We start from the raw sequence: 18,618 nt of genomic DNA, 5'->3' as shown, positions 1-18,618 counted from the left end.
CAATTTGGTAGCGCTACCATCTCCTACAGGCAGGTGCATGAACGACAGGTCGCACCTGTTTATTATACATAAGCGACAACTAATACTTGTTTATTATGGATAATATGATAGTTTTCGCCCCGCTGGCGGCGACAAGGGAGGTACCGGGTCGGCCATCACGGGCGGCCGAGGAAGCGCATGGCGAGGCGGGAGGTGCCGGTCCATCGCGCGAAAATTCGCATTGCGAAACGAACAATCAGAACTGCAATCGGGAGGATTATCGATGATCAAGTCACTTGTTGGTGGCGTCGTTGCCGCCACTGCATTCGTCATGCTCAATTCGGCCGCCATGGCCGCCGGACCCGAAATCGTGTCGGGTCCCGCCGCTCAGGCGGACTGTTTCGCGCCGTGGAGCGCAGAGACCAAATTCTTCAAATATCCCAAGAAGGACGGGCCGTTCCGCATCGCCTTCGCCAATGGCTATATCGCCAACACCTGGCGCATCCAGATGGTGCAGACGGCCAAGGCCTACGCCGCGCAACCTGAAGTCAAAGCCAAGATCAAGGAATTCAAGGTCGTCTCGACGGGCGAGGACGTGCCGGCACAGATCTCGGCGATCAATAATTTCATCGATTCCGGCTATGACGCCATCGTCACCGACGCCCAGAACCCGACGGCCTTCGGTCCGGTCATCAAGCGTGCCAAGGAAGCGGGCATCGTGCTGGTCGCCTTCGACAACATTCTCGACACCAAGGACGCCATCAACGTCAATGTCGATCAGAAGGGTCTTGGCGAATTGTGGGCCAAGTGGCTGGTCGGCAAGATACCGAACGGCGGCAAGATCCTGGAAGTACGCGGCGTCGCCGGCACCTCCGTCGACACCGATCGTCACAACGGCATCCACGAGGTCTTCGATGCGTCCGGCAAGAAGTGGGACGTGACCGAAGTCGCCGGCAAATGGGATGACGGCGTGGCGCAGAAGGTGACTGCGGATGCGATCGCCACCAACGGTCCGTTCGACGGCATCACCGGGCAGGGCGGCGACACCGGCATCGTGCAGGCGATGATCGACGCCAAGCATCCGTTCGTGCCGTTTGGCGGCGAGACCGAGAACGGCTTCCGCAAGTTCTGCGCCGCGCATTCAGCCGACGGGCTGAAGTGCTCGTCCGCGGGCTCGGGCCCGGCTCAGGTCGCTGTCGCCATCAAGACAGCGATCGCCGCACTCGAAGGCGAAGTCGTGCCACAAGAGGTGAAGCTGCCGCTGGCGATCGCCGAAGACCCGAACATGAAGGAAGGCACGGATTACTTCCCCAAGGAATCCGACAATTTCTTCGTCGGCAATTCCTTCCCGACCTGCGGCATTAATTTCAGCGCCCAGGAAATCATGGGTCAGACCAAGGAAAACCAGTAAATCATCGCTGGCTGTCACCTGGCGCCGCGGCTTGAGCCGCGGCGTTTGTCTCAATTCCACAATCGCCCTGGGAGGGCCGATGGACGGTGCGGCTCCGCTCTTTCGTATGGAAGGCATATCCAAGCGCTATGGCGGTGTACGCGCGCTGGAGAAGGCCGAGCTTGTTGTCGAAGCCGGCAGCATCCACGCCATTCTCGGCGAAAACGGCGCCGGCAAGTCGACGCTGATCAAGGTCATGGCAGGTGTCGTGGCGCCCGATGAGGGCCGCATGACGCTGGACGGGCGCGAGGCGACCTTCGCCTCTCCGGGTGCCGCCAACAAGGCCGGCATCGTCTGCATCTTCCAGGAACTGTCGCTGGTCCCCGAGCTAAGCGTTGCCGACAACATCGTCATTTCCGATCCGCCCAAACGCTTCGGCATGATCGACCGCAAGGCGCAGCGCCGCATCGCCGAAGAAGCACTTGCTCGTGCCGGCGCCGCCGACATCCACCCGCTGGCGCTGGTCAAGGACCTGCCATTGTCGCGCCGGCAGATGGTCGAGATCGCCAAGGCATTGGCACGCAAGCCGCGCATCCTCATCCTCGACGAGGCGACCTCCGCGCTGACTGCCGCGGATGTCTCGAAGATCTTCGCGGTGCTGAAGCGGCTGCGCTCGGAAGGGCTGGCGCTGCTTTACATCTCGCACCGCATGAACGAGATCGCCGAACTGGCGGACCAGTGCACGGTGTTCCGCAACGGCCGCAATGTCGCCAGCTATCCAGCCGGCTCGAAGAGTGACAATGAGGTGGTCGAACTGATGATCGGCCGCGAATACAGCCATATCTTTCCGCCCAAGCCGACGGCCGTGCCTGCCGCCGCGGCCCCCAGGCTCGAGGCCCGCAAGCTCTCATGGGCCGACCGGCTGCACGACATCTCGCTGACCGTCAGGGCAGGTGAGGTGGTCGGCCTTGGCGGCCTCGACGGCCAGGGCCAGCGCGAATTGCTGCTCGCCTTCTTCGGCGTGCTGCGCGGCCTCAGCGGCCAGATCCTGATCGACGGCAAGCCTGTGTCGATCACCAGTCCATCCGTTGCGCGCGACGACGGCATCGGCATGGCGCTCATTCCCGAGGACCGCAAGACCGAAGGGCTGATGCTGCCGATGACGGTGCGCGAGAACCTGTCCTTCGCCGCCCTCGACCGGCTGTCGAAAGCCGGCATCATCGACCGTGCCGCCGAGCAGCGGCTGATCGACGACATGGTCGGCCTTTTGGCGATCAAGACGGCGGGCCTCGACATTCCGGTCGGCGCGCTTTCGGGCGGCAACCAGCAGAAGGTGGTCATCGCCAAATGGCTGATGCGCCAGCCGCGCATCATCCTGCTCAACGATCCGACGCGCGGCATCGACGTCGGCACCAAGCAGGAGCTGTACCAGCTGATGCGCAAACTGGCCGACGCGGGTGCTGCGATCCTGTTCTACTCGACCGACTATGACGAGCTGATCGGCTGCTGCGACCGTGTGCTTGTGCTCTACGACGGAGCGGTCAAGCGCGAGCTGGTCGGCGCCGAGATCACCGAGCGGGCGCTGATATCAAGTGCGCTCAACATCCATGGCGAGGAGAGCCCGGTGGGCCTGGGAGTGGGCGCATGAAGGATTGGCGCTACTGGCTGGCCGAGCAGCGCGGAACGCTGCTGGCGTTCGGCATCTTCATCGTCATGTTCGTCATCTACACCTCGAACCATCCGGCCGGCTTCACCGCCAATGTGGTGCAGACGGCGGCCAACAAGGGCGTGCTGCTCGCCTTCGTCGCCATGGCGCAGACGCTGGTGGTGATCACCGCCGGCATCGACCTGTCCGTCGGCATGATTTTTCTCCTCACCAACTGCCTGGCTTCGTGGCTGGTGGTGGGAACGCCGATGCAGACGACGCTCGGCGTCATCGCCGTGCTGGCGGTGGGGCTGCTGTGCGGCGCCATCAACGGCGCCATCGTCATCTATGGCCGGCTGCAGCCGATTGTCGCCACCATTGCCACAGGCGCCGTCTATTACGGCATCGGCCTGTTGCTGCGGCCATTTCCGGGCGGCTCGGTCAATGAGGACCTGGCCGATGCGCTGACCGGCCGTGTGTTCGGCGTGGTGCCGGCAAGTCTCGTCGTGCTGCTGGCCATCGTGCTGGTGATCTGGGTGCCGTTCAGCCGCTCGGTGCTTGGCCGCGCCGCCTACGCGGCAGGCTCATCGGAGACGGCGGCCTACATGTCGGGTGTGCCGATCCGGCGCGGCAAGTTCGCCGCCTACACGCTGGCCGGCCTGCTGGCGGCGATCGGCGGACTGTTCCTGACCTTCTTCACCTATACGGGTGAGGCGGCCTATGCCAGCGGCAACTCCTACACGCTGTTTTCGATCGCCGCCGTGGTGCTCGGCGGGGTTTCGCTGTTCGGCGGCAAGGGCAGCGCCATCGGCGCCATCTTCGGCGCCCTGGCTTTCCGCACGATCGGCGACCTGTTGTTCGTCTTCGATTTCGATCCGCTCTGGCAGCCGCTGTTCCAGGGCGTTATCCTGCTGGTCGCCGTCAGCCTCGGCGCCTTCGCCCTGTTTCGGGTCCGCAACCGGCTGGAGTGGTTCCTGTGAGCGAAACGACGCTTGGCGGCATTGCCGGTCGCATGCCAAGATTCATCCGGCGCGCCGATCCGGCGGTGCTGACGGCCTTTGCCTGCATCGTGCTTTTGCTGTTCTTCGGCAGCCTCTATTCCAGAAGCTTCCTGTCGCCTGAATATCTCCTGCAGCAGCTCAAGGTGGCTTCATTCCTCGGCGTCATCGCGACAGGCATGATGCTGGTCATCCTGCTCGGCCAGATCGACCTGTCGGTGCCGTGGGCGGTGGCGGCGGGCGCCATGATGGCCTGCGCCGCGGCGGCGTACGGCCCGGTCGGCGTGGCGTTGGCCATCCCGTTCGGCATCATCTGCGGCATGCTGATCGGCGTCGTCAACGGCATCGGCGTCGCCTATCTGCGCATCCCCTCGATGATCATCACATTGGCCACCAACGCTGTCGCGCAGGGGCTGATGGTGGTCTACACCGGCGGCTTCTCGCCGCAGGATTCGGCGACGGGCGCGATGCGCTACCTGGCGACCGGCTTCGCCATTCCGGGCGTGCCCAACGCCGTCATCATCTGGGCGCTGATCGGGGCCGCGATGGTGTTCGTGCTGACGCGGACCGGCTTCGGCCGCACCGTCTACGGCATCGGCAACCGCGAGCGCGCGGCCTATCTCTCCGGCATCGACACAAGGCGCGTGGTGATGATCGCCTTCGCCGTCTCCGGCGGGCTCTCGGCTTTCGGCGGCGTGCTTCTGGCCGGCTATGCCTCCAAGGCGGCGCAGTCGATGGGCGACGCTTATCTGCTGCCGTCGATCGCCGCGGTGGTGCTTGGCGGCACCTCGATCCTGGGCGGGCGCGGCTCCTATCTCGGCACTGTCGCCGGTGTCATCCTCATCACGTTGCTGCAATCCATCTTGTCGGTCATGCAAATGCCGGAGGCGGGGCGGCAGATCATCTACGGTGTCGTCATCGTCGCCATGCTGCTGCTCTACGGCCGCGCGCCGGCAAGCCGCTGACAGTGGACGAAGCGGCAGCACAGGCGCCGACGAGCGCCCCTGGCTCGGTGCCGGCCATCGTGGTTATGGGCGTCGCCGGCTGCGGCAAGTCGGCGGTGGGCATTGGGCTTGCCGCCGCTCTGGGCGTTACCTTTATCGAGGGCGACAGGCTGCATCCGCCGGAAAACGTCGCACGCATGGCAAGCGGCGAGCCGCTTACCGATCAGCTGCGCGAAGGCTGGCTCAACGCGATCGGCGAGCGCATCGCCGCGTCGGTGGGGCAGGGCAAAGGCGTGGTCGCCGCCTGCTCGGCGCTGAAGCGCAGCTACCGCGACCGGCTGAGCGGCTTCTGCCCGGAAATCGTCTTCCTCTATCTGGAGATCGACCCTGGTACGGCCAGGCAGCGCGTCGGCAGCCGCAAGGGCCACTTCATGCCGGCGAGCCTGGTCGACAGCCAGTTCGCCATCCTCGAGCCGCCGGCTGCGGATGAGCGCGCCTCGAAACTCAATGCCACACGCCCGGTCGGTGACCTCGTCGCCGCCGCGGTCCGCCTGATACGCCGGTCATGAGCCTTCATCCATTCCGATGCCGATGCTGTCCGAGACCTCGGTCAGCCGCTGCCGGCGGGACCACGTCAGCATCTGCTCGGGGTAGAGCTTCAGCGCTTCCAGCAGGCGGTCGCGCTTGAGCAGGATGTAGTGCGCCTGCACAGTCATGTTCTTGGCGCCATCCCTGGCCATGTCCGTTGCCGGGCTGACAGATGCCTCCGGCGTCAGCTCGGGGCTGAGCACGGCCCGGTATTCGATGAAGGGAACCACTTCGAAGGTCGACATGGCAAACAGGGCTGTCCTGCCCCTGGCGGCAAAATTCGCCGGCGCCGAGGCGAGATGCGTCCAGCCGCTTTCGCCCATGGCTGCCTCGGTGAAGGTCGTGCCGGCGTGGACGGTGTTGGTCATCGTCACCACGCCATTCTGCTTCAGGATCTTCTGGATGCGGATGGTGGCCTGATAGGTGTCGTCGCGGCCAAAGACGACCCGGCTTTTCAGGAACCGGTTTTCGACATCGATCAGCGGCGGATTGAGGAAACGCAAGCCGAACGCCGATTCGGAAATACCGTGGGTGTTGACGCTCACCTGATGCGCTTCGATACCGGCCTCGTACAGCGCGCGCTTGCCGATGATGGTCTGGGCGGTGAACTGATCGCACCAGAGGATGGCGCCGTGGCCGCGCTGCAAGGCCGACCGCAGCCCCGCCAGCCCCTCCAGCCGGATCGTCGGCGACCAGCGGCCGGCCACCAGATGAGCGGCGAGCTGCAAGCGGCGGCGGTGGCGCGCTGCCAGCAATCCCTCGAACAGCTTGCGTGCATCGATACCATCGCCCAGCACCGCGAGCGTGGCGGCAGCGTAGGCCGGGAATTCCTTGCGCATATGGCGCTTGAGGCGAAACCTCGATACGCGGCCGCAGATCGGCGCCCACCATCGCACCGGCAGTGCCGCCGCCACCACGAGATAGAAGATAGACAGCAGGCCTTCGCGAAGATCCTTGTTGGAAAAGCGGCGAAGCCGGCCAGGGCGAACCAGCTTGCGGCTGAAGAAGCGTACATCCTCCGCCCGTTCCGGGACGAAGACGTCTGCGATGATTTCAGTGCGGAAACTGGCTGCCGATGGCAGCTTGCGGGCGGCCTTGCGGGATTTTTCTAACCACCACAGCCTCATCGGTCCAGCCCGTTCTTCGAACCCCGCTTTACTGCGTCGGCTTGGGCCGTGCAAGGTCATGTCCGCGCTCAAGACTTCTGCAGATTTCGCTTGCCCTAGACTTGAGACAAGCGCGCCGCTTACGAAGTGTTGATTTCGAGGGCCGGACGAAGATAGTCGTATCGCTATTCCATATATGGCGTCAGCACATCTTCGATCCATTTCATGAACGCGCGGACCCGGCGCGATAGATTGCTCCGATGTGCGACGACGAGGGACACGGCGAGCGGCCGGCGACGAAAATCGGGTAGGATCTCGACAAGCGCTCCACTCTCCAAGTATCGGCCAATGCCCAAGAGTGGCGCCTGGATCAGGCCAAGGCCGGCGAGGGCCGCTGCTTCGTAGGTCTGTGCGCTGTTGACGTGTAGCGCACCTGGCAACTGAAGCGTCGCGTAGCTGTCGCCGTCCGGATATTCCCATCCATAGGGTCGCGCGCCCAGCAGCGTCGAAAAATGAATTGCCCTATGTTCCTGACGCTGGAGATCTTCCAGCGATCGAGGCACGCCATGGCGCGCCAGACAGGCGGGACTGGCTGCGTTGGCCATGCGCAACAGGCCCAACGGGCGGGCAATCAGGGTCTCGTCGCGAATGGGTCCAAGCCGCAATACACAATCGAACCCCTCTTGAACCAGATCGACTTGCCGATCCGTACTCGACACCTCCAGCTCCAACTCGGGGTGAGCCGCCATGAAATCCGGCAAAGCCGGTACGATCGTTGTGCGCGCCACTTCGGTCGGAAGGTCGACCCGCAAACGGCCGCGAAGTGCCACGCGGTCGCCTGCGAACATCGAGTGCAGATCATCGACTTCAGCAAGCAGATCGCGGGCGCGGGCATGAAATGCGCGTCCGTCCTCCGTCAACCGCACGCTGCGCGTCGTCCGGTGCAGAAGCCTGACACCCACATCTTCTTCCAGCTTGCGGACCGCCGTTGAGGCTCTCCCCTTTTGGATGCCCAGGCTATCGGCCGCGCGGGTGAAGCTCCCCATTTCCGCGACCGTTGTGAAAATGAGGATGGGTTCGAGATTCTGCATTTTCGCGCCTCGGATTGTTCCCCAAAAAGAGAACAGTTGGTTCATTTTCTCGGCATTTATCACATTTGAGAGGCACAGTAAGCTTCGAATATGGGATCTCCCCATCGGAGAATGACAAGTGTCCGAAACTGTGAACCTGCATCAGACACCGGAAATTATGACCTTGCATCGCGCCCTGTGGGCCGGCCGGATCATGAGCGCGTTTGTCGTCATCGCCCTGACGGCAGATGGCACTGTTCAGCTTTTCGCGCCGGCACAGATCGCCAGCATGTTGCAGGAAACCGGGTTTGCGATGGACCTGACCCGTGTCGTGGGTCCGATCATCCTCGCCTGCGCCATCCTCTACGCCATCCCGGTCACCGCCGTCCTCGGCGCGATCCTGGTGACGGGCTTTTTGGGAGGTGCCATCTGCGCCCATCTTCGCATCGGTGAGTTGGGGTCGCCGCCGGAAATCATCTCCCTGCTTCTGGGCGCGATGACCTGGGGCGGCCTCTATCTCCGCGATCCCCGTATCCGGGCCATTCTGCCGCTCATCCATTGAACCAACAGGGGCAGCTCTGTCCCGCGACATCAGGAGAAACACATGTTCCTAGTAATGGGAATCACGGGAAAAGTTGGCGGCGCAACGGCAGAGCATCTGCTGGCGCACGGCAAGGAGGTACGCGCACTCGTCCGCAATCGCGACAAGGCGGCCAATTGGGCGAACCAGGGCGTGGAACTGGTAGACGGCGACTGGAATGATTCGGCAGCCATCGAGCGAGCCCTCAAAGGCGTCGAAGGCGCGTTCGTCATGTTGCCCCCTGTCTGGGCGCCGTCGCCCGATTACAAAGAAGCGAGGAGCGTGATTGCTAGCTATGTCGAGGCTCTGACCAAGGCAGCGCCGCCGCGAGTGGTTGCGCTTTCGTCGATGGGTGCGAACCGAACAAGCGGGCACGGGGTGATCGCGGCCTTGTCGCTTCTGGAGCAAGGGTTTCGCGGCCTGACATCGCCAACCGCATTTGTGCGCGCGGGGGGATTCTTCGAAAATTTCCTCTACGGCTTGCAGGTCGCGCAGGGCGGAATGCTACCGGTCTACTACAATCCGACAAACCGGAAATCGACCATGGTTGCGACGAACGACATCGGCGCGCAGGTCGCAACCCTTTTGACCGGGTCGACGTGGTCAGGGCAACGCATCGTCGAGATCGGTTCGATGGTCACCGCGGATGAAGTCGCCGAGCAGTTGGGTGAAGTCCTGAATCTCGCCGTGAAAGCCTTTGCAATTCCGCGTGCGGGGTGGGCGGAAGCGTTCGAGCAATTCGGCATCCCGAAGGGTCACTCCGGACCTGCCGAAGAAATGTTCGAGGCCGTGAATGCGGGATGGATGGACCTCGGTGTGGTGGGTACGGAGCACGTAGCGGGTACCACGTCCGCACGCGCTGTATTCGAGGCTGCGTCTAATGTGAACGGATAGGCCAAAACTGCATGAGGTTCTCCGTGATTTCGAGCTTCGCAACCCGAGATTCGGAGAACCTCTCCTTCAATGCAGGAATCTCTATCTGAACGCGATCGGCTTGAAGTCGGTGGTTTAGATCTGCGACGTCAGCTCGACCGGAAAATCGTCATTGTCGGCATCGCGCATGGCGGCGAGGCTGCGATTATCCAGCACTTCGGCGATTGCCTGCCGCACCTCCAGCATCATGTGGCGGACCTGGCAGGTCGCCTCGTCGCAATCCTCGCAGCGTTGATACTGCGTGCGGCTGGCGCAAGGGATTGGCGCCAGCGGCCCGTCAAGCACGCGCACGACATGGCCGATCTTGATTTCGGAGGCCGGCCGGGCAAGGCGGTAGCCGCCTTCCTTGCCTTTGCGGCTCTGGACGAAGCCGGCATTGCGCAACTCGCCCAGAATGGCATCGAGGAATTTCTTCGGGATGTTGTTGGCCACAGCGATGTCATTGACGAAGGCCAATTGGCCGGCCGGCAGGCCAGACAGATGCACGAGGGCCTTGAGGCCGTATTTGCCTTTTTTTGTCAGCATGCCCAGATCAACCCATAAAAGCCCCAACCACTCGCATCTGGCGACTGTTTGTGTGCAAATAATGACGTCTTCGCCGCGCGATGATGTTTCGCGAAACAGCCACCAAATTGCACGTTAGGCACAAACGCGTTGATTCTTTGTAACGTTTTGCACTGAGAACGCGGATATTCCGCTGATAACCAGGTTATCGGCGTTCAAAAACGAAAAAAGCCGGCAGCGCGCCGGCTTTTTCGTCTGCTGTGCAGGTATCGCTGCCTCAGCGGCTGCCGTAGGTCTGGTCGAGCAGGCCGCCGGCGGCGAAATGCTCTTTCTGCACCTTGTCCCAGCCGCCGAAAACGTCTTCCACCGTCAGCAGCCGGACATCGGGGAAAGCGGCCTTGTATTTCGCCGCCACAGCGGCGTCGCGGGCTCTGAGGCCGTTGCGGGCGGCGATGTCCTGGCCCTCCGGTGTGTAGAGGAAGTCGAGATAGGTCTTGGCCAGATCGCGCGTGCCGTGATCGTCGGCAACCTTGTCGACGATGGCGACCGGGAATTCGGCCAGCAGGCTGACCGAAGGCGTAACCTGCTCGAACTTGTCGTCGCCATACTCCTTGCGGATGCCGCGCGTCTCCGACTCGAAGGTGATCAGCACATCACCGATCTCGCGCTGCACGAAGGTGGTGGTCGCGGCGCGGCCGCCGGTGTCGAAGATCGGCACGTTGTTGAACAGCTTGGTGATGAACTCCTTCACCTTGGCGTCGTCGCCCTTGAAGGCTTCCTTGGCGTAGGCGGTGGCCGCCAGATAGGTGTAGCGCGCATTGCCGGATGTTTTCGGGTTTGGGAAGATCACCTGCACGTCGTCGCGCACGAGATCGTTCCAGTCCTTGATGTGCTTGGGGTTGCCCGCGCGGACAAGGAACGAAGGCAGAGAATAGAAGGGCGAGGCATTGTCAGGGAAATCCTTCTGCCAGTCGGCCGAGACGAGGCCCTTCTTGACCAGGAAGTCGATGTCGATGACCTGGTTGAAGGTAACAACGTCGGCGCCAAGACCCTCGGCGATGGCGCGTGCCTGCGCCGAAGTGCCGGCATGCGACTGGTCGACGGTGACGCCCGGATGCTGGGCGATGAAAGCCTTGTTGACCTGCACGAACAGTTCGCGGCCGACATCATAGGATGCGTTGAGCAGTTTGTCGGCCGACCAGGCTTGGGAGGATGCAAGGAACAGGCCGGCGACGGTGGCAAGCCCGAGGAAAAATCGTTTCATGAAAACAGGCTCCGATGCAATGCGTTGATGGTCGGACCATAGCCGTGACGTATCATGCGCGACGAGGCATGCGCTGTCGGTTCGCGGCCTCGTCGTGGGAAAATATATCCCCTAAGTTGGCACCTGTTGGAATTCTGTTCCAGGAGATGGCTACCTTCGTCGGAGTTTTTCTGCGCCTTGTTTGCGGTGCTGCATGGCATATACAAAAGGCATATACAAAGAGCTGCCGCCATGCCCCAGAACCGTCATTCAACAACGCCGCCCAAGGAGGCGAAGCTGTTTCGCAACAACCGCAGCCCAACACGGGAGAGTTCACCCGGATCAGGAATCTGAAGGCCGAAAACCGGTTGGCGTAGCGCTTGAGCCGAGAATCAAGCCGCCGGAAAAAGCTTCCAGCGGCCGGGGCGGAACGCCACCCGGCTTTTTTGCGCCGCGGGATGATCGACCGGCAATTCGATTTCGACCCGCTGACGCTCACCACCGATCTCGAGCTCGACCCGGCGCGTGCCGGCGACGCGGCGGCTGGCGGCGACCGTGCCGGCGATGCAGCCGCTGCAGCCGTCCAGCAATTCGACATCGTGCGGGCGGAAGTAGAGCGTCGCATCGCCCGAGGGCTCGTTGGGCGCGGCAAGCCCGATCGGACGGTCGGCGAGCCAGATCTCGCCATTCTCGACTTTGACGGGAAGCGAGCTCGATTCACCGATGAAGCCGTAGACGAAGGGCGAGTTCGGCGTGTCGTAGATGTCGTCGGCGGTGCCGACCTGCTCGATGCGACCCTGGCTCATCACCACGACGCGGTCGGCAAGCTCCAGCGCCTCTTCCTGGTCGTGGGTGACGAAGACGGTGGTGTGGCCGGTGGCGTCATGGATTTCGCGCAGCCAGCGGCGCAATTCCCGGCGCACCTGCGCGTCAAGCGCGCCGAACGGTTCGTCGAGCAGCAGCACCTTGGGTTCGATGGCCATAGCCCGCGCCAGCGCCACGCGCTGCCGCTGGCCGCCGGAAAGCTGCGCCGGATAGCGCTTTTCCAGCCCCGACAGCTGGACAAGGTCCAGAAGCTCGGAGGCGCGGCGGCGGATCTCCTGCGCCGGCGGGCGCGACGGCCCGTGCCGGACCTTCAGGCCGAAGCCGATATTGTCGGCCACCGTCATGTGCCGGAACAGCGCATAGTGCTGGAAGACAAAGCCGACATTGCGATCCTGGATCGACTTGTGCGAGGCGTCCTCGTCGCCGAAGAAGATATTTCCGCGCGTCGGCCGCTCCAGTCCGGCGATCAGCCTGAGCAGCGTCGTCTTGCCGGAGCCGGACGGCCCCAGCAACGCGATCAGTTCGCCCGACTTGATATCGAGCGACACGTCGTGGAGGGCCGGAAACCGGTCAAACTCCTTGCGCACGTTGGCAACGCGAACTTCCATGCAAATCCCTCTGTCAGTGTCCGCGCGTCGCGGCGATCTCGGCGCCGTAGCGCATCTCGAGTAGTGTTTTCAAGACCAGCGTGACGAGCGCCAGGCCCGCAAGCAATGAAGCGACGGCGAAGGCGCCGACGGCGTTGTACTCGTTATAGAGGATTTCGACATGCAGCGGCATGGTGTTGGTCAGGCCGCGTATATGGCCCGACACCACCGAGACCGCGCCGAACTCGCCCATGGCACGCGCATTGCACAGGAGCACGCCGTAGAGCAGCCCCCATTTGACGTTGGGCAAGGTCACGTACCAGAAGGTCTGCCAGCCATTGGCGCCAAGCGAAAGTGCTGCCTCCTCGTCGCCATTGCCTTGCTCCTGCATCAGCGGGATCAACTCGCGGGCGACGAAGGGGAAGGTGACGAAGATTGTGGCCAGCACGATGCCCGGCACGGCAAACAGGATGACGATGCCATGCGCTTTCAGCCAGGTGCCGAGCAGCCCCTGGGCGCCGAACAGAAGCACATAGACGAGGCCCGATATGACCGGGGAGACCGAGAAGGGAAGGTCGATCAGCGTGGTCAGGAAGGCCTTGCCCTTGAACTCGAACTTGGCGATCGCCCAGGCGGCGGAGATGCCGAACACAATGTTGAGCGGTACCGAGATCGCGGCGACCAGCAGCGTCAGCCGGATCGCCGAGCGTGTGTCGGGATTGCCGAGCGCTTCGGTGTAGGCACCGATGCCCTTGGCGAAGGCTTCGTTGAAGACGATGATCAGCGGCAAGAGCAGGAAAATGCCGAGGAAGGCAAAGGCGACGGCCATCAGGGCCAGGCGCGCCGGGCGGCTTTCCGTGACCGCCGCCGATTGGCTTTCATGGTGCGGTTCGTAGGATTTGATCTCCGGATCAGCCATAGCGCTTGCGGCTCCACGACTGTGCGAGATTGACGACCAAAAGCATGATGAATGACAGGGCGAGCATGATCGCCGCAATCGCGGTTGCCGCCGGGTAATTGTATTCCTCCAGCCGGATGACGATCAGCAGCGGCGCGATCTCTGATTTGTAGGGCAAGTTGCCGGCGATGAAGATGACCGAGCCGTATTCGCCGACGCCGCGCGCGAAGGCGAGCGCGAAGCCGGTGACGATGGCCGGCGCCAGGCCCGGAAACAGGATGCGGGTGATGATCTGGAAACGATTGGCGCCAAGGGTGGCCGCGGCTTCCTCCACTTCCTTGTCGATCTCCTCCATGATCGGCTGCACGGTGCGCACGACGAAGGGCAGGCCGATGAAGATCAGCGCGATGACGATACCCAGTGGGGTATAGGCGACCTTGATGCCGAGCGGCATCAGCAATTTGCCGATCCAGCCGTTCGGCGCGTAGAGCGTGGTCAGCGCGATGCCGGCCACAGCCGTCGGCAAGGCGAAGGGCAGATCGACCATGGCATCGACGATGCGGCGGCCGGGGAAGCGGTAACGCACCAGCACCCATGCGACCAGCGTGCCGAAGACGACGTTGACAGCAGCCGCGACGAAGGCAGTGCCGAAGCTGATTCTCAGCGCATTGACGGTGCGGCGATCGGTGGCGATCGCCCAGAATTCAGGCCAGCCAAGGGCGGCCGAGCGCCAGAGCAGCCCGGATAGCGGGATGAGGATGATGAGGGTGAGGTAGGCAAGCGAGAAGCCGAGCGTCAATCCGAAACCCGGAATGACGCTCGGCTGCCTGAATCGCCACCCCGCTTGGGCGGGTGCTGTGGTCATGTCGTCCTGAATATCGACTGCTTACTGGGGCTTGTAGATCTGGTCGAATATACCACCATCGCCGAAATGATAAGGCTGTGCTTTTTTCCAGCCACCAAACTGTGGATCGTCGATGGTTACAAGTTTGATCGGCGGCAGCTTGGCGAGGTCCTCGGCCGGCACCAGATCGGGCTTGGCAGGACGATAATGGTTCTTGGCGATGATCGTCTGCGCTTCCTTGGAATAGAGCCAGCTCAGATAGGCTTCGGCGATCTTGCGCGTGCCCTTGGCATCGACATTGGCGTCGACCACCGCCACCGGCGGTTCTGCCAGGATGGAGGTCGGCGGGTAGACGATGTCGAAATTGTCGGCGCCGAACTCGTCGAGCGCCAGATAGGCCTCGTTTTCCCAGGCGATAAGCACATCGCCGAGACCCTTTTGCGCGAAGGTCACGGTCGAGCCGCGCGCGCCGGTGTCGAGCACCGGGGCATTGGCGTAGAGCTTGCCGACGAACTCCTTGGTCTTGGTCTCGTCGCCGCCGTCATTGGCGTTGGCGTAGGCCCATGCGGCGAGATAGTTCCAGCGCGCGCCGCCGGACGTCTTGGGATTGGGCGTGATCACCTGGACACCGTCCTTGACGAGGTCGCTCCAGTCGTGAATGCCCTTGGGATTGCCCTTGCGCACGAGGAAGATGATGGTCGAGGTGTAGGGCGCCGAATTGTTTTCGAATTTGGTGCGCCAGTCCGGATTGATCTTCTTCGACTTCGAGACGATGGCATTGATGTCGCCTTCGAGTGCCAGCGTCACCACATCGGCGTCGAGGCCGTCGATCACGGCGCGGGCCTGGGCGCCCGATCCGCCATGCGACTGCTGGACGGTGACCGTCTCTCCGGTCTCGGCCTTCCAATGGGCGACGAAAGCTTCGTCATAGGCCTTGTAGAGCTCGCGTGTCGGATCGTAGGAGACGTTGAGAATGGTGGTATCGGCAAACGCGAAACCGAGCGTGCCGAACTGGACAGATGTGGCGACCAGTGCGCCGAGCAGTTTCCTGAAATGAGGTTTGGTCATTTCTGCCTCCGTTGAACCCGCGCCAAATCTACCGAATTGGTAGAAATTAGATGCATTCAATGTTGCCTTTTTTGCCCCTCTTGAGAAAATGTTCGGCGCCATTTCGTCCTTTGGAGAAATATTTTCCTCTTGCGGCCAAAGGAAGAATCCATGGCCCTGCCACTCAGCCTATCTAGCAATGGGTAGTGCCGAGGCAAGGTGTGGAATTTGATCCGGTGCCTCAATCGGCGGTGATGGGAAAGTCGAAACGCTGTTCGGCGAACGGTTCGCTTTTCAGCGTGAAGTGCCACCATTCCCTTGCATAGTTCTTGAAGCCGCCCGCGCGCATGGCTTCGACAAGCATCTTGCGATTTGCCGCTTCACTGGCAGGGCCGCGGTATGCGGTTTCGCTCATTGAATCAAAGCAGTCGAAACCGGTACCGAAATCGAGCGTGTCGGCATCCCCGGTGCCGCAGGCCGGGTTCGGGCTGGACCTGCGGTCCATCCGGGCGACGGCGACGTCGACGGTCGAGCCACGTGAATGAGTCGACAACTCTCCGACATAGCCCTTGGCGATCAGGTCGCTGCGCCTGACCTTCGGATACCATTGCGGATCGGGCGGCCCGCCCTGTTTTGTCCATTCGCCCATGTCGGCGACGGCGCGGGCAGGGCGGTAGCAATCGAACACCACCAGGGTCAGGCGTTTGGCCGCGATCGCTTTCTGGACGGCGGAGAGTGCCTTCGCCGCATCCTCTGTGAGGATGCAGACCGGGGCGTCATAGCCGTTCACCTTGCGGTGCAGAAAATTATCCGATCCGGCGTAGCGGATGTCCTGGCGGATCGAGGGGTCGACATCGGCGAGCCGGACAAAGCCGGCGGGGAGTGGGTCAGCGAGAGCAGGGAGGGTGATTACCGGGACAAGGATTGTTGCTGCCAGTGCTGAGGCTGCCGACAGGAAAGGATCGCGCGAGGCACCCCCCTCTGCCTTGCCAGGCATCTCCCCCGCAAGGGGGGAGATTGGCAGCTTTGGCGTCCTGCTCCACCATTGATAACTGGCGAAAGCGGCAAGGACATCCGATCGCCCTCCTTGCGGGGGAGATCGCCGGCAGGCCAGAGGGGGGTGCCTCGGAACAGGCATGGGTGAAGTATCCTGCTATCCGCTGAGCCTGTGGAAAGCCAATTCCACGAATCGCTTGCAGCCGTCTATTCGACAAACACCTTCACGCTCGCCGCACGTCCCGCGGCGTCGATGACGGTCAGCGTCGAATAGCCGGCGCCGTCGGGCTGCCAGGTCGCGGTGCGGCGACGGTCGATGCCCACCAGCGGCTTGCCGTTGGCCAGCCAGCGGAATGGCGCACGGCCGCCTTGCAGCTTCAGCACCAGCGGCGAGGCGTCGACCGAATTGGTGCCGAGATCGACGCGGGCGCCGTCGGGCGGGAAGATGATGGTCGGTGCGGGTTCGGTCACCGTCGCCTGCACCAGGCCGTCCGCCCCGGCGCCGAAGCGGGCGAGCGTCACCGGCAGGTCCTCGCGCCTGGGGTTGAACAGTCCGGGCGGCTTGCCCGGCAAGGGGACGGTGGCCAGGCCCGAGCGGACAAAACCCTCGAACAGGATGGGAGCGGCCGAGACATAACCGGACAGTCCGGGCACCGCGCCGGCGTCGGGACGGCCGACCCAGACACCGAGCACATAGCGGCCGTCGAAGCCGACCGACCACGCGTCGCGGTAGCCGTAGGACGTGCCGGTCTTGTAGGCAATGCCGCGCTGCAGGGCACCCTCGGGCGGCTTGACGCCCGACAGTATGTCGATGATCTGCCAGTTGGCCAGACCGTCGAGGATGGTGGCGCTGGTGCGCTCGGCATTGGCCGGCTCGGTGCCGTCATGCAGCGTGTGCGTCTTGCCGCCATTGGCGAGCCCTGTGTAGAGCTGGACGAGGTCGCGCAGCGTGACGCCTACGCCGCCAAGGCCGATGGCCAGGCCCGGCGCCTCGTTGACCGGCAGTATGGGGCTGACGCCGGCCTGGCGGAAGCGCGCCATCAGCCGCGTTGGCCCGACCGCGTCGAGCACGCGGATCGCCGGCACGTTGAGCGACAGTTGCAGCGCTTGCCGGATGCTGACATCGCCCTGGTAGCCCATGTCGAAATTCTTCGGCCGGTAGCCGGAGAAATCGACAGGGCTGTCATCGATCAGCGTCTCCTGCGCCACCAGGCCCTGTTCGAAGGCAAGACCGTAGATGAACGGCTTCAGCGTCGAGCCGGGCGAGCGGACGATCTTTGTCATGTCGATCCAGCCGGAGCGGCTGGCGTCGAAGAAATTGGCCGAGCCGACTTCGCCGAGAATGTCGCCGGTGCGGGAGTCGGCCAGCACCATGGCGACCGACAGGCGAGGGCCGAGCTTGGTGGCGGCGTCCCTCGCCACCTGTTCCAACCCTTCCTGGACGCTCTTGCGGATCGTCAGTTGCAAGGGCTGGCCGGGGACGGCCTTGGGCAGCATCGCATAGGCTGCATGCGCAGCGAGGGCCGGCAGGGTACGGCGCAGGCCCGACACATCGTCGAGGGCGGCACGCGCGGCCTCGCGCTCGCCGAGCAGTCCGGAGGAGACCATGCGGGTCAGCACCCGGTCGCGGGCGGCGTGGGCGATCTTCAAATTGCGGTCGGGGCGGCGTTTTTCCGGCAGCTGCGGCAGGGCGACGAGCAGCGCCGATTCGGAAACGGTAAGCCGCTTCGGCTCCTTGCCGAAATAGGCCAGCGAGGCGGCGCGCACGCCTTCCAGATTGCCGCCATAGGGCGCCAGCGTGAGGTAGCGTTCGAGGATTTCGCGTTTCGACAGCCGCCGTTCGATCTGGATGGCGCGCAGCATCTGCTTGATCTTGGAGCCGAGGCTGCGGCTTTCGCGCGGCTCGATCAGCCGGGCAAGCTGCATCGAAAGCGTCGAGCCGCCGGAAACGATGTGGCCGCTGGTGGCGAACTGGCCGGCGGCGCGCGCCAGCGCCAGCACGTCGACGCCCTCATGATCCCAGAAACGTTTGTCTTCATAGGTGACCAGCATGTCGACGAATTGCTTGTCGACCTGGTCGAGCCGGGTTTCGAGCCGCCAGTAGCCGTCCGGCGTGGCGAAGGCGCGCAACAACTGGCCATCGCGGTCCTGGACTTCGGTGGAGACCGTGAGTTCGGCTGGAAGCGGGGGCGGGAAGGCGCGGTCGAGTTCCCAGAGGGACGCGGCGGAAAGGGCGAGGATGCCGGCGCACCCTGCCGCTCCAACAGCGAATTTGCGAAGCATCCTCATGGCAGTAAAGATGCCCCCTCATCCGGCCGCTTCGCGGCCACCTTCTCCCCGGTGGGGAGAAGAGACTGGCGCCAGCGCTGGCCGTCGCCGCGCCCCCCGGGGGGGGGGGGGCCGCGCGGAGGGGGGGGGGGGGGGGGGGGGGCGGTGGGGCG

17 protein-coding genes are annotated in these 18,618 nt (G+C 63.4%); 7 read left to right on the top strand and 10 right to left on the bottom strand.

Features of this window, described 5'->3' with window-relative positions; translation table 11 throughout:
- Positions 1–262: 262 nt before the first annotated feature.
- From AC0L2D_RS02805 to AC0L2D_RS02785, 5 genes are all read left to right on the top strand, one after another.
- Positions 263–1,390 (top strand): sugar ABC transporter substrate-binding protein, encoded by a 1,128-nt coding sequence (locus tag AC0L2D_RS02805; RefSeq protein ID WP_473540309.1) that lies wholly within the window; start codon positions 263–265, stop codon positions 1,388–1,390.
- Positions 1,391–1,469: 79 nt separating this feature from the next.
- Positions 1,470–3,017, top strand: a complete 1,548-nt coding sequence (locus AC0L2D_RS02800) for a sugar ABC transporter ATP-binding protein (protein WP_063172531.1) — start codon at positions 1,470–1,472, stop codon at positions 3,015–3,017.
- On the top strand, positions 3,014–3,994 hold the full coding sequence (locus tag AC0L2D_RS02795) for an ABC transporter permease (protein ID WP_013530865.1): 981 nt from the start codon (positions 3,014–3,016) through the stop codon (positions 3,992–3,994). Before AC0L2D_RS02800 ends, AC0L2D_RS02795 begins: the two co-directional genes overlap by 4 nt.
- On the top strand, positions 3,991–4,977 hold the full coding sequence (locus tag AC0L2D_RS02790) for an ABC transporter permease (RefSeq protein WP_013530866.1): 987 nt from the start codon (positions 3,991–3,993) through the stop codon (positions 4,975–4,977). The genes AC0L2D_RS02795 and AC0L2D_RS02790 overlap by 4 nt, the downstream gene beginning before the upstream one ends.
- A gap of 2 nt (positions 4,978–4,979) precedes the next feature.
- Positions 4,980–5,525, top strand: coding sequence for a gluconokinase (locus tag AC0L2D_RS02785; RefSeq protein WP_473540308.1), 546 nt, complete (start codon positions 4,980–4,982; stop codon positions 5,523–5,525).
- Here the strand turns inward: AC0L2D_RS02785 and AC0L2D_RS02780 are convergent.
- Entirely contained in the window at positions 5,520–6,671 is a 1,152-nt protein-coding gene (locus AC0L2D_RS02780) for a hypothetical protein (RefSeq protein WP_473540307.1), read from the bottom strand. The two genes, AC0L2D_RS02785 and AC0L2D_RS02780, sit on opposite strands and share 6 nt — an antisense overlap.
- A gap of 164 nt (positions 6,672–6,835) precedes the next feature.
- On the bottom strand, positions 6,836–7,786 hold the full coding sequence (locus AC0L2D_RS02775) for a LysR family transcriptional regulator (protein ID WP_473540306.1): 951 nt from the start codon (positions 7,784–7,786) through the stop codon (positions 6,836–6,838).
- A gap of 73 nt (positions 7,787–7,859) precedes the next feature.
- Here AC0L2D_RS02775 and AC0L2D_RS02770 point away from each other — a divergent pair, with 73 nt between their 5' ends.
- The gene (locus AC0L2D_RS02770; protein WP_027160687.1) at positions 7,860–8,282 is read left to right on the top strand and encodes a DoxX family protein; all 423 of its coding nucleotides are present in this window, start codon (positions 7,860–7,862) and stop codon (positions 8,280–8,282) included.
- A 42-nt stretch (positions 8,283–8,324) separates the two neighbouring features.
- Entirely contained in the window at positions 8,325–9,194 is an 870-nt protein-coding gene (locus AC0L2D_RS02765; RefSeq protein WP_473540305.1) for an NmrA family NAD(P)-binding protein, read from the top strand.
- 114 nt (positions 9,195–9,308) lie between these two features.
- Here AC0L2D_RS02765 and AC0L2D_RS02760 read toward each other — a convergent pair whose 3' ends face one another.
- The 8 genes from AC0L2D_RS02760 to pbpC form a co-directional block, all read right to left on the bottom strand.
- Positions 9,309–9,758: an RrF2 family transcriptional regulator gene (locus AC0L2D_RS02760; protein ID WP_013530871.1), complete on the bottom strand. Its 450-nt coding sequence runs from the start codon at positions 9,756–9,758 to the stop codon at positions 9,309–9,311.
- 256 nt (positions 9,759–10,014) lie between these two features.
- The gene (locus AC0L2D_RS02755; RefSeq protein WP_473540304.1) at positions 10,015–11,001 is read right to left on the bottom strand and encodes a sulfate ABC transporter substrate-binding protein; all 987 of its coding nucleotides are present in this window, start codon (positions 10,999–11,001) and stop codon (positions 10,015–10,017) included.
- Between the two features lie 371 nt (positions 11,002–11,372).
- The gene (locus tag AC0L2D_RS02750; protein WP_013530873.1) at positions 11,373–12,413 is read right to left on the bottom strand and encodes a sulfate/molybdate ABC transporter ATP-binding protein; all 1,041 of its coding nucleotides are present in this window, start codon (positions 12,411–12,413) and stop codon (positions 11,373–11,375) included.
- 13 nt (positions 12,414–12,426) lie between these two features.
- On the bottom strand, positions 12,427–13,311 hold the full coding sequence (gene cysW / locus AC0L2D_RS02745; RefSeq protein WP_013530874.1) for a sulfate ABC transporter permease subunit CysW: 885 nt from the start codon (positions 13,309–13,311) through the stop codon (positions 12,427–12,429).
- A complete protein-coding gene (gene cysT, locus AC0L2D_RS02740) occupies positions 13,304–14,155 on the bottom strand; it encodes a sulfate ABC transporter permease subunit CysT (protein ID WP_275952697.1) in 852 nt (283 codons plus the stop codon). The genes cysW and cysT overlap by 8 nt, the downstream gene beginning before the upstream one ends.
- A 21-nt stretch (positions 14,156–14,176) precedes the next feature.
- Positions 14,177–15,202 (bottom strand): sulfate ABC transporter substrate-binding protein, encoded by a 1,026-nt coding sequence (locus AC0L2D_RS02735; RefSeq protein WP_013530876.1) that lies wholly within the window; start codon positions 15,200–15,202, stop codon positions 14,177–14,179.
- A 220-nt stretch (positions 15,203–15,422) separates the two neighbouring features.
- Entirely contained in the window at positions 15,423–16,178 is a 756-nt protein-coding gene (locus tag AC0L2D_RS02730; protein WP_473540303.1) for a M15 family metallopeptidase, read from the bottom strand.
- A 206-nt stretch (positions 16,179–16,384) separates the two neighbouring features.
- Complete coding sequence (gene pbpC / locus AC0L2D_RS02725; RefSeq protein WP_473540302.1) at positions 16,385–18,466, bottom strand: penicillin-binding protein 1C; 2,082 nt, start codon at positions 18,464–18,466, stop codon at positions 16,385–16,387.
- Positions 18,467–18,618: the final 152 nt, after the last annotated feature.

It is taken from the genome of Mesorhizobium sp. WSM4833 (assembly GCF_055811095.1).
Note: the sequence above shows the minus strand (reverse complement) of the source record. Positions and strands in the feature narration are given on the sequence as shown.

Excerpts from the sequence above, each read along its gene's own strand:
- AC0L2D_RS02750 (WP_013530873.1), bottom strand. The coding sequence starts at position 12,413 with ATGGAAGTTCGCGTTGCCAACGTGCGCAAGGAGTTTGACCGGTTTCCG.
- AC0L2D_RS02805 (WP_473540309.1), top strand. The coding sequence starts at position 263 with ATGATCAAGTCACTTGTTGGTGGCGTCGTTGCCGCCACTGCATTCGTC.
- AC0L2D_RS02800 (WP_063172531.1), top strand. The coding sequence starts at position 1,470 with ATGGACGGTGCGGCTCCGCTCTTTCGTATGGAAGGCATATCCAAGCGC.
- AC0L2D_RS02765 (WP_473540305.1), top strand. The coding sequence starts at position 8,325 with ATGTTCCTAGTAATGGGAATCACGGGAAAAGTTGGCGGCGCAACGGCA.
- AC0L2D_RS02730 (WP_473540303.1), bottom strand. The coding sequence starts at position 16,178 with ATGCCTGGCAAGGCAGAGGGGGGTGCCTCGCGCGATCCTTTCCTGTCG.
- cysW (WP_013530874.1), bottom strand. The coding sequence starts at position 13,311 with ATGGCTGATCCGGAGATCAAATCCTACGAACCGCACCATGAAAGCCAA.
- cysT (WP_275952697.1), bottom strand. The coding sequence starts at position 14,155 with ATGACCACAGCACCCGCCCAAGCGGGGTGGCGATTCAGGCAGCCGAGC.
- pbpC (WP_473540302.1), bottom strand. The coding sequence starts at position 18,466 with ATGAGGATGCTTCGCAAATTCGCTGTTGGAGCGGCAGGGTGCGCCGGC.
- AC0L2D_RS02760 (WP_013530871.1), bottom strand. The coding sequence starts at position 9,758 with ATGCTGACAAAAAAAGGCAAATACGGCCTCAAGGCCCTCGTGCATCTG.
- AC0L2D_RS02755 (WP_473540304.1), bottom strand. The coding sequence starts at position 11,001 with ATGAAACGATTTTTCCTCGGGCTTGCCACCGTCGCCGGCCTGTTCCTT.
- AC0L2D_RS02775 (WP_473540306.1), bottom strand. The coding sequence starts at position 7,786 with ATGAACCAACTGTTCTCTTTTTGGGGAACAATCCGAGGCGCGAAAATG.
- AC0L2D_RS02735 (WP_013530876.1), bottom strand. The coding sequence starts at position 15,202 with ATGACCAAACCTCATTTCAGGAAACTGCTCGGCGCACTGGTCGCCACA.
- AC0L2D_RS02795 (WP_013530865.1), top strand. The coding sequence starts at position 3,014 with ATGAAGGATTGGCGCTACTGGCTGGCCGAGCAGCGCGGAACGCTGCTG.
- AC0L2D_RS02780 (WP_473540307.1), bottom strand. The coding sequence starts at position 6,671 with ATGAGGCTGTGGTGGTTAGAAAAATCCCGCAAGGCCGCCCGCAAGCTG.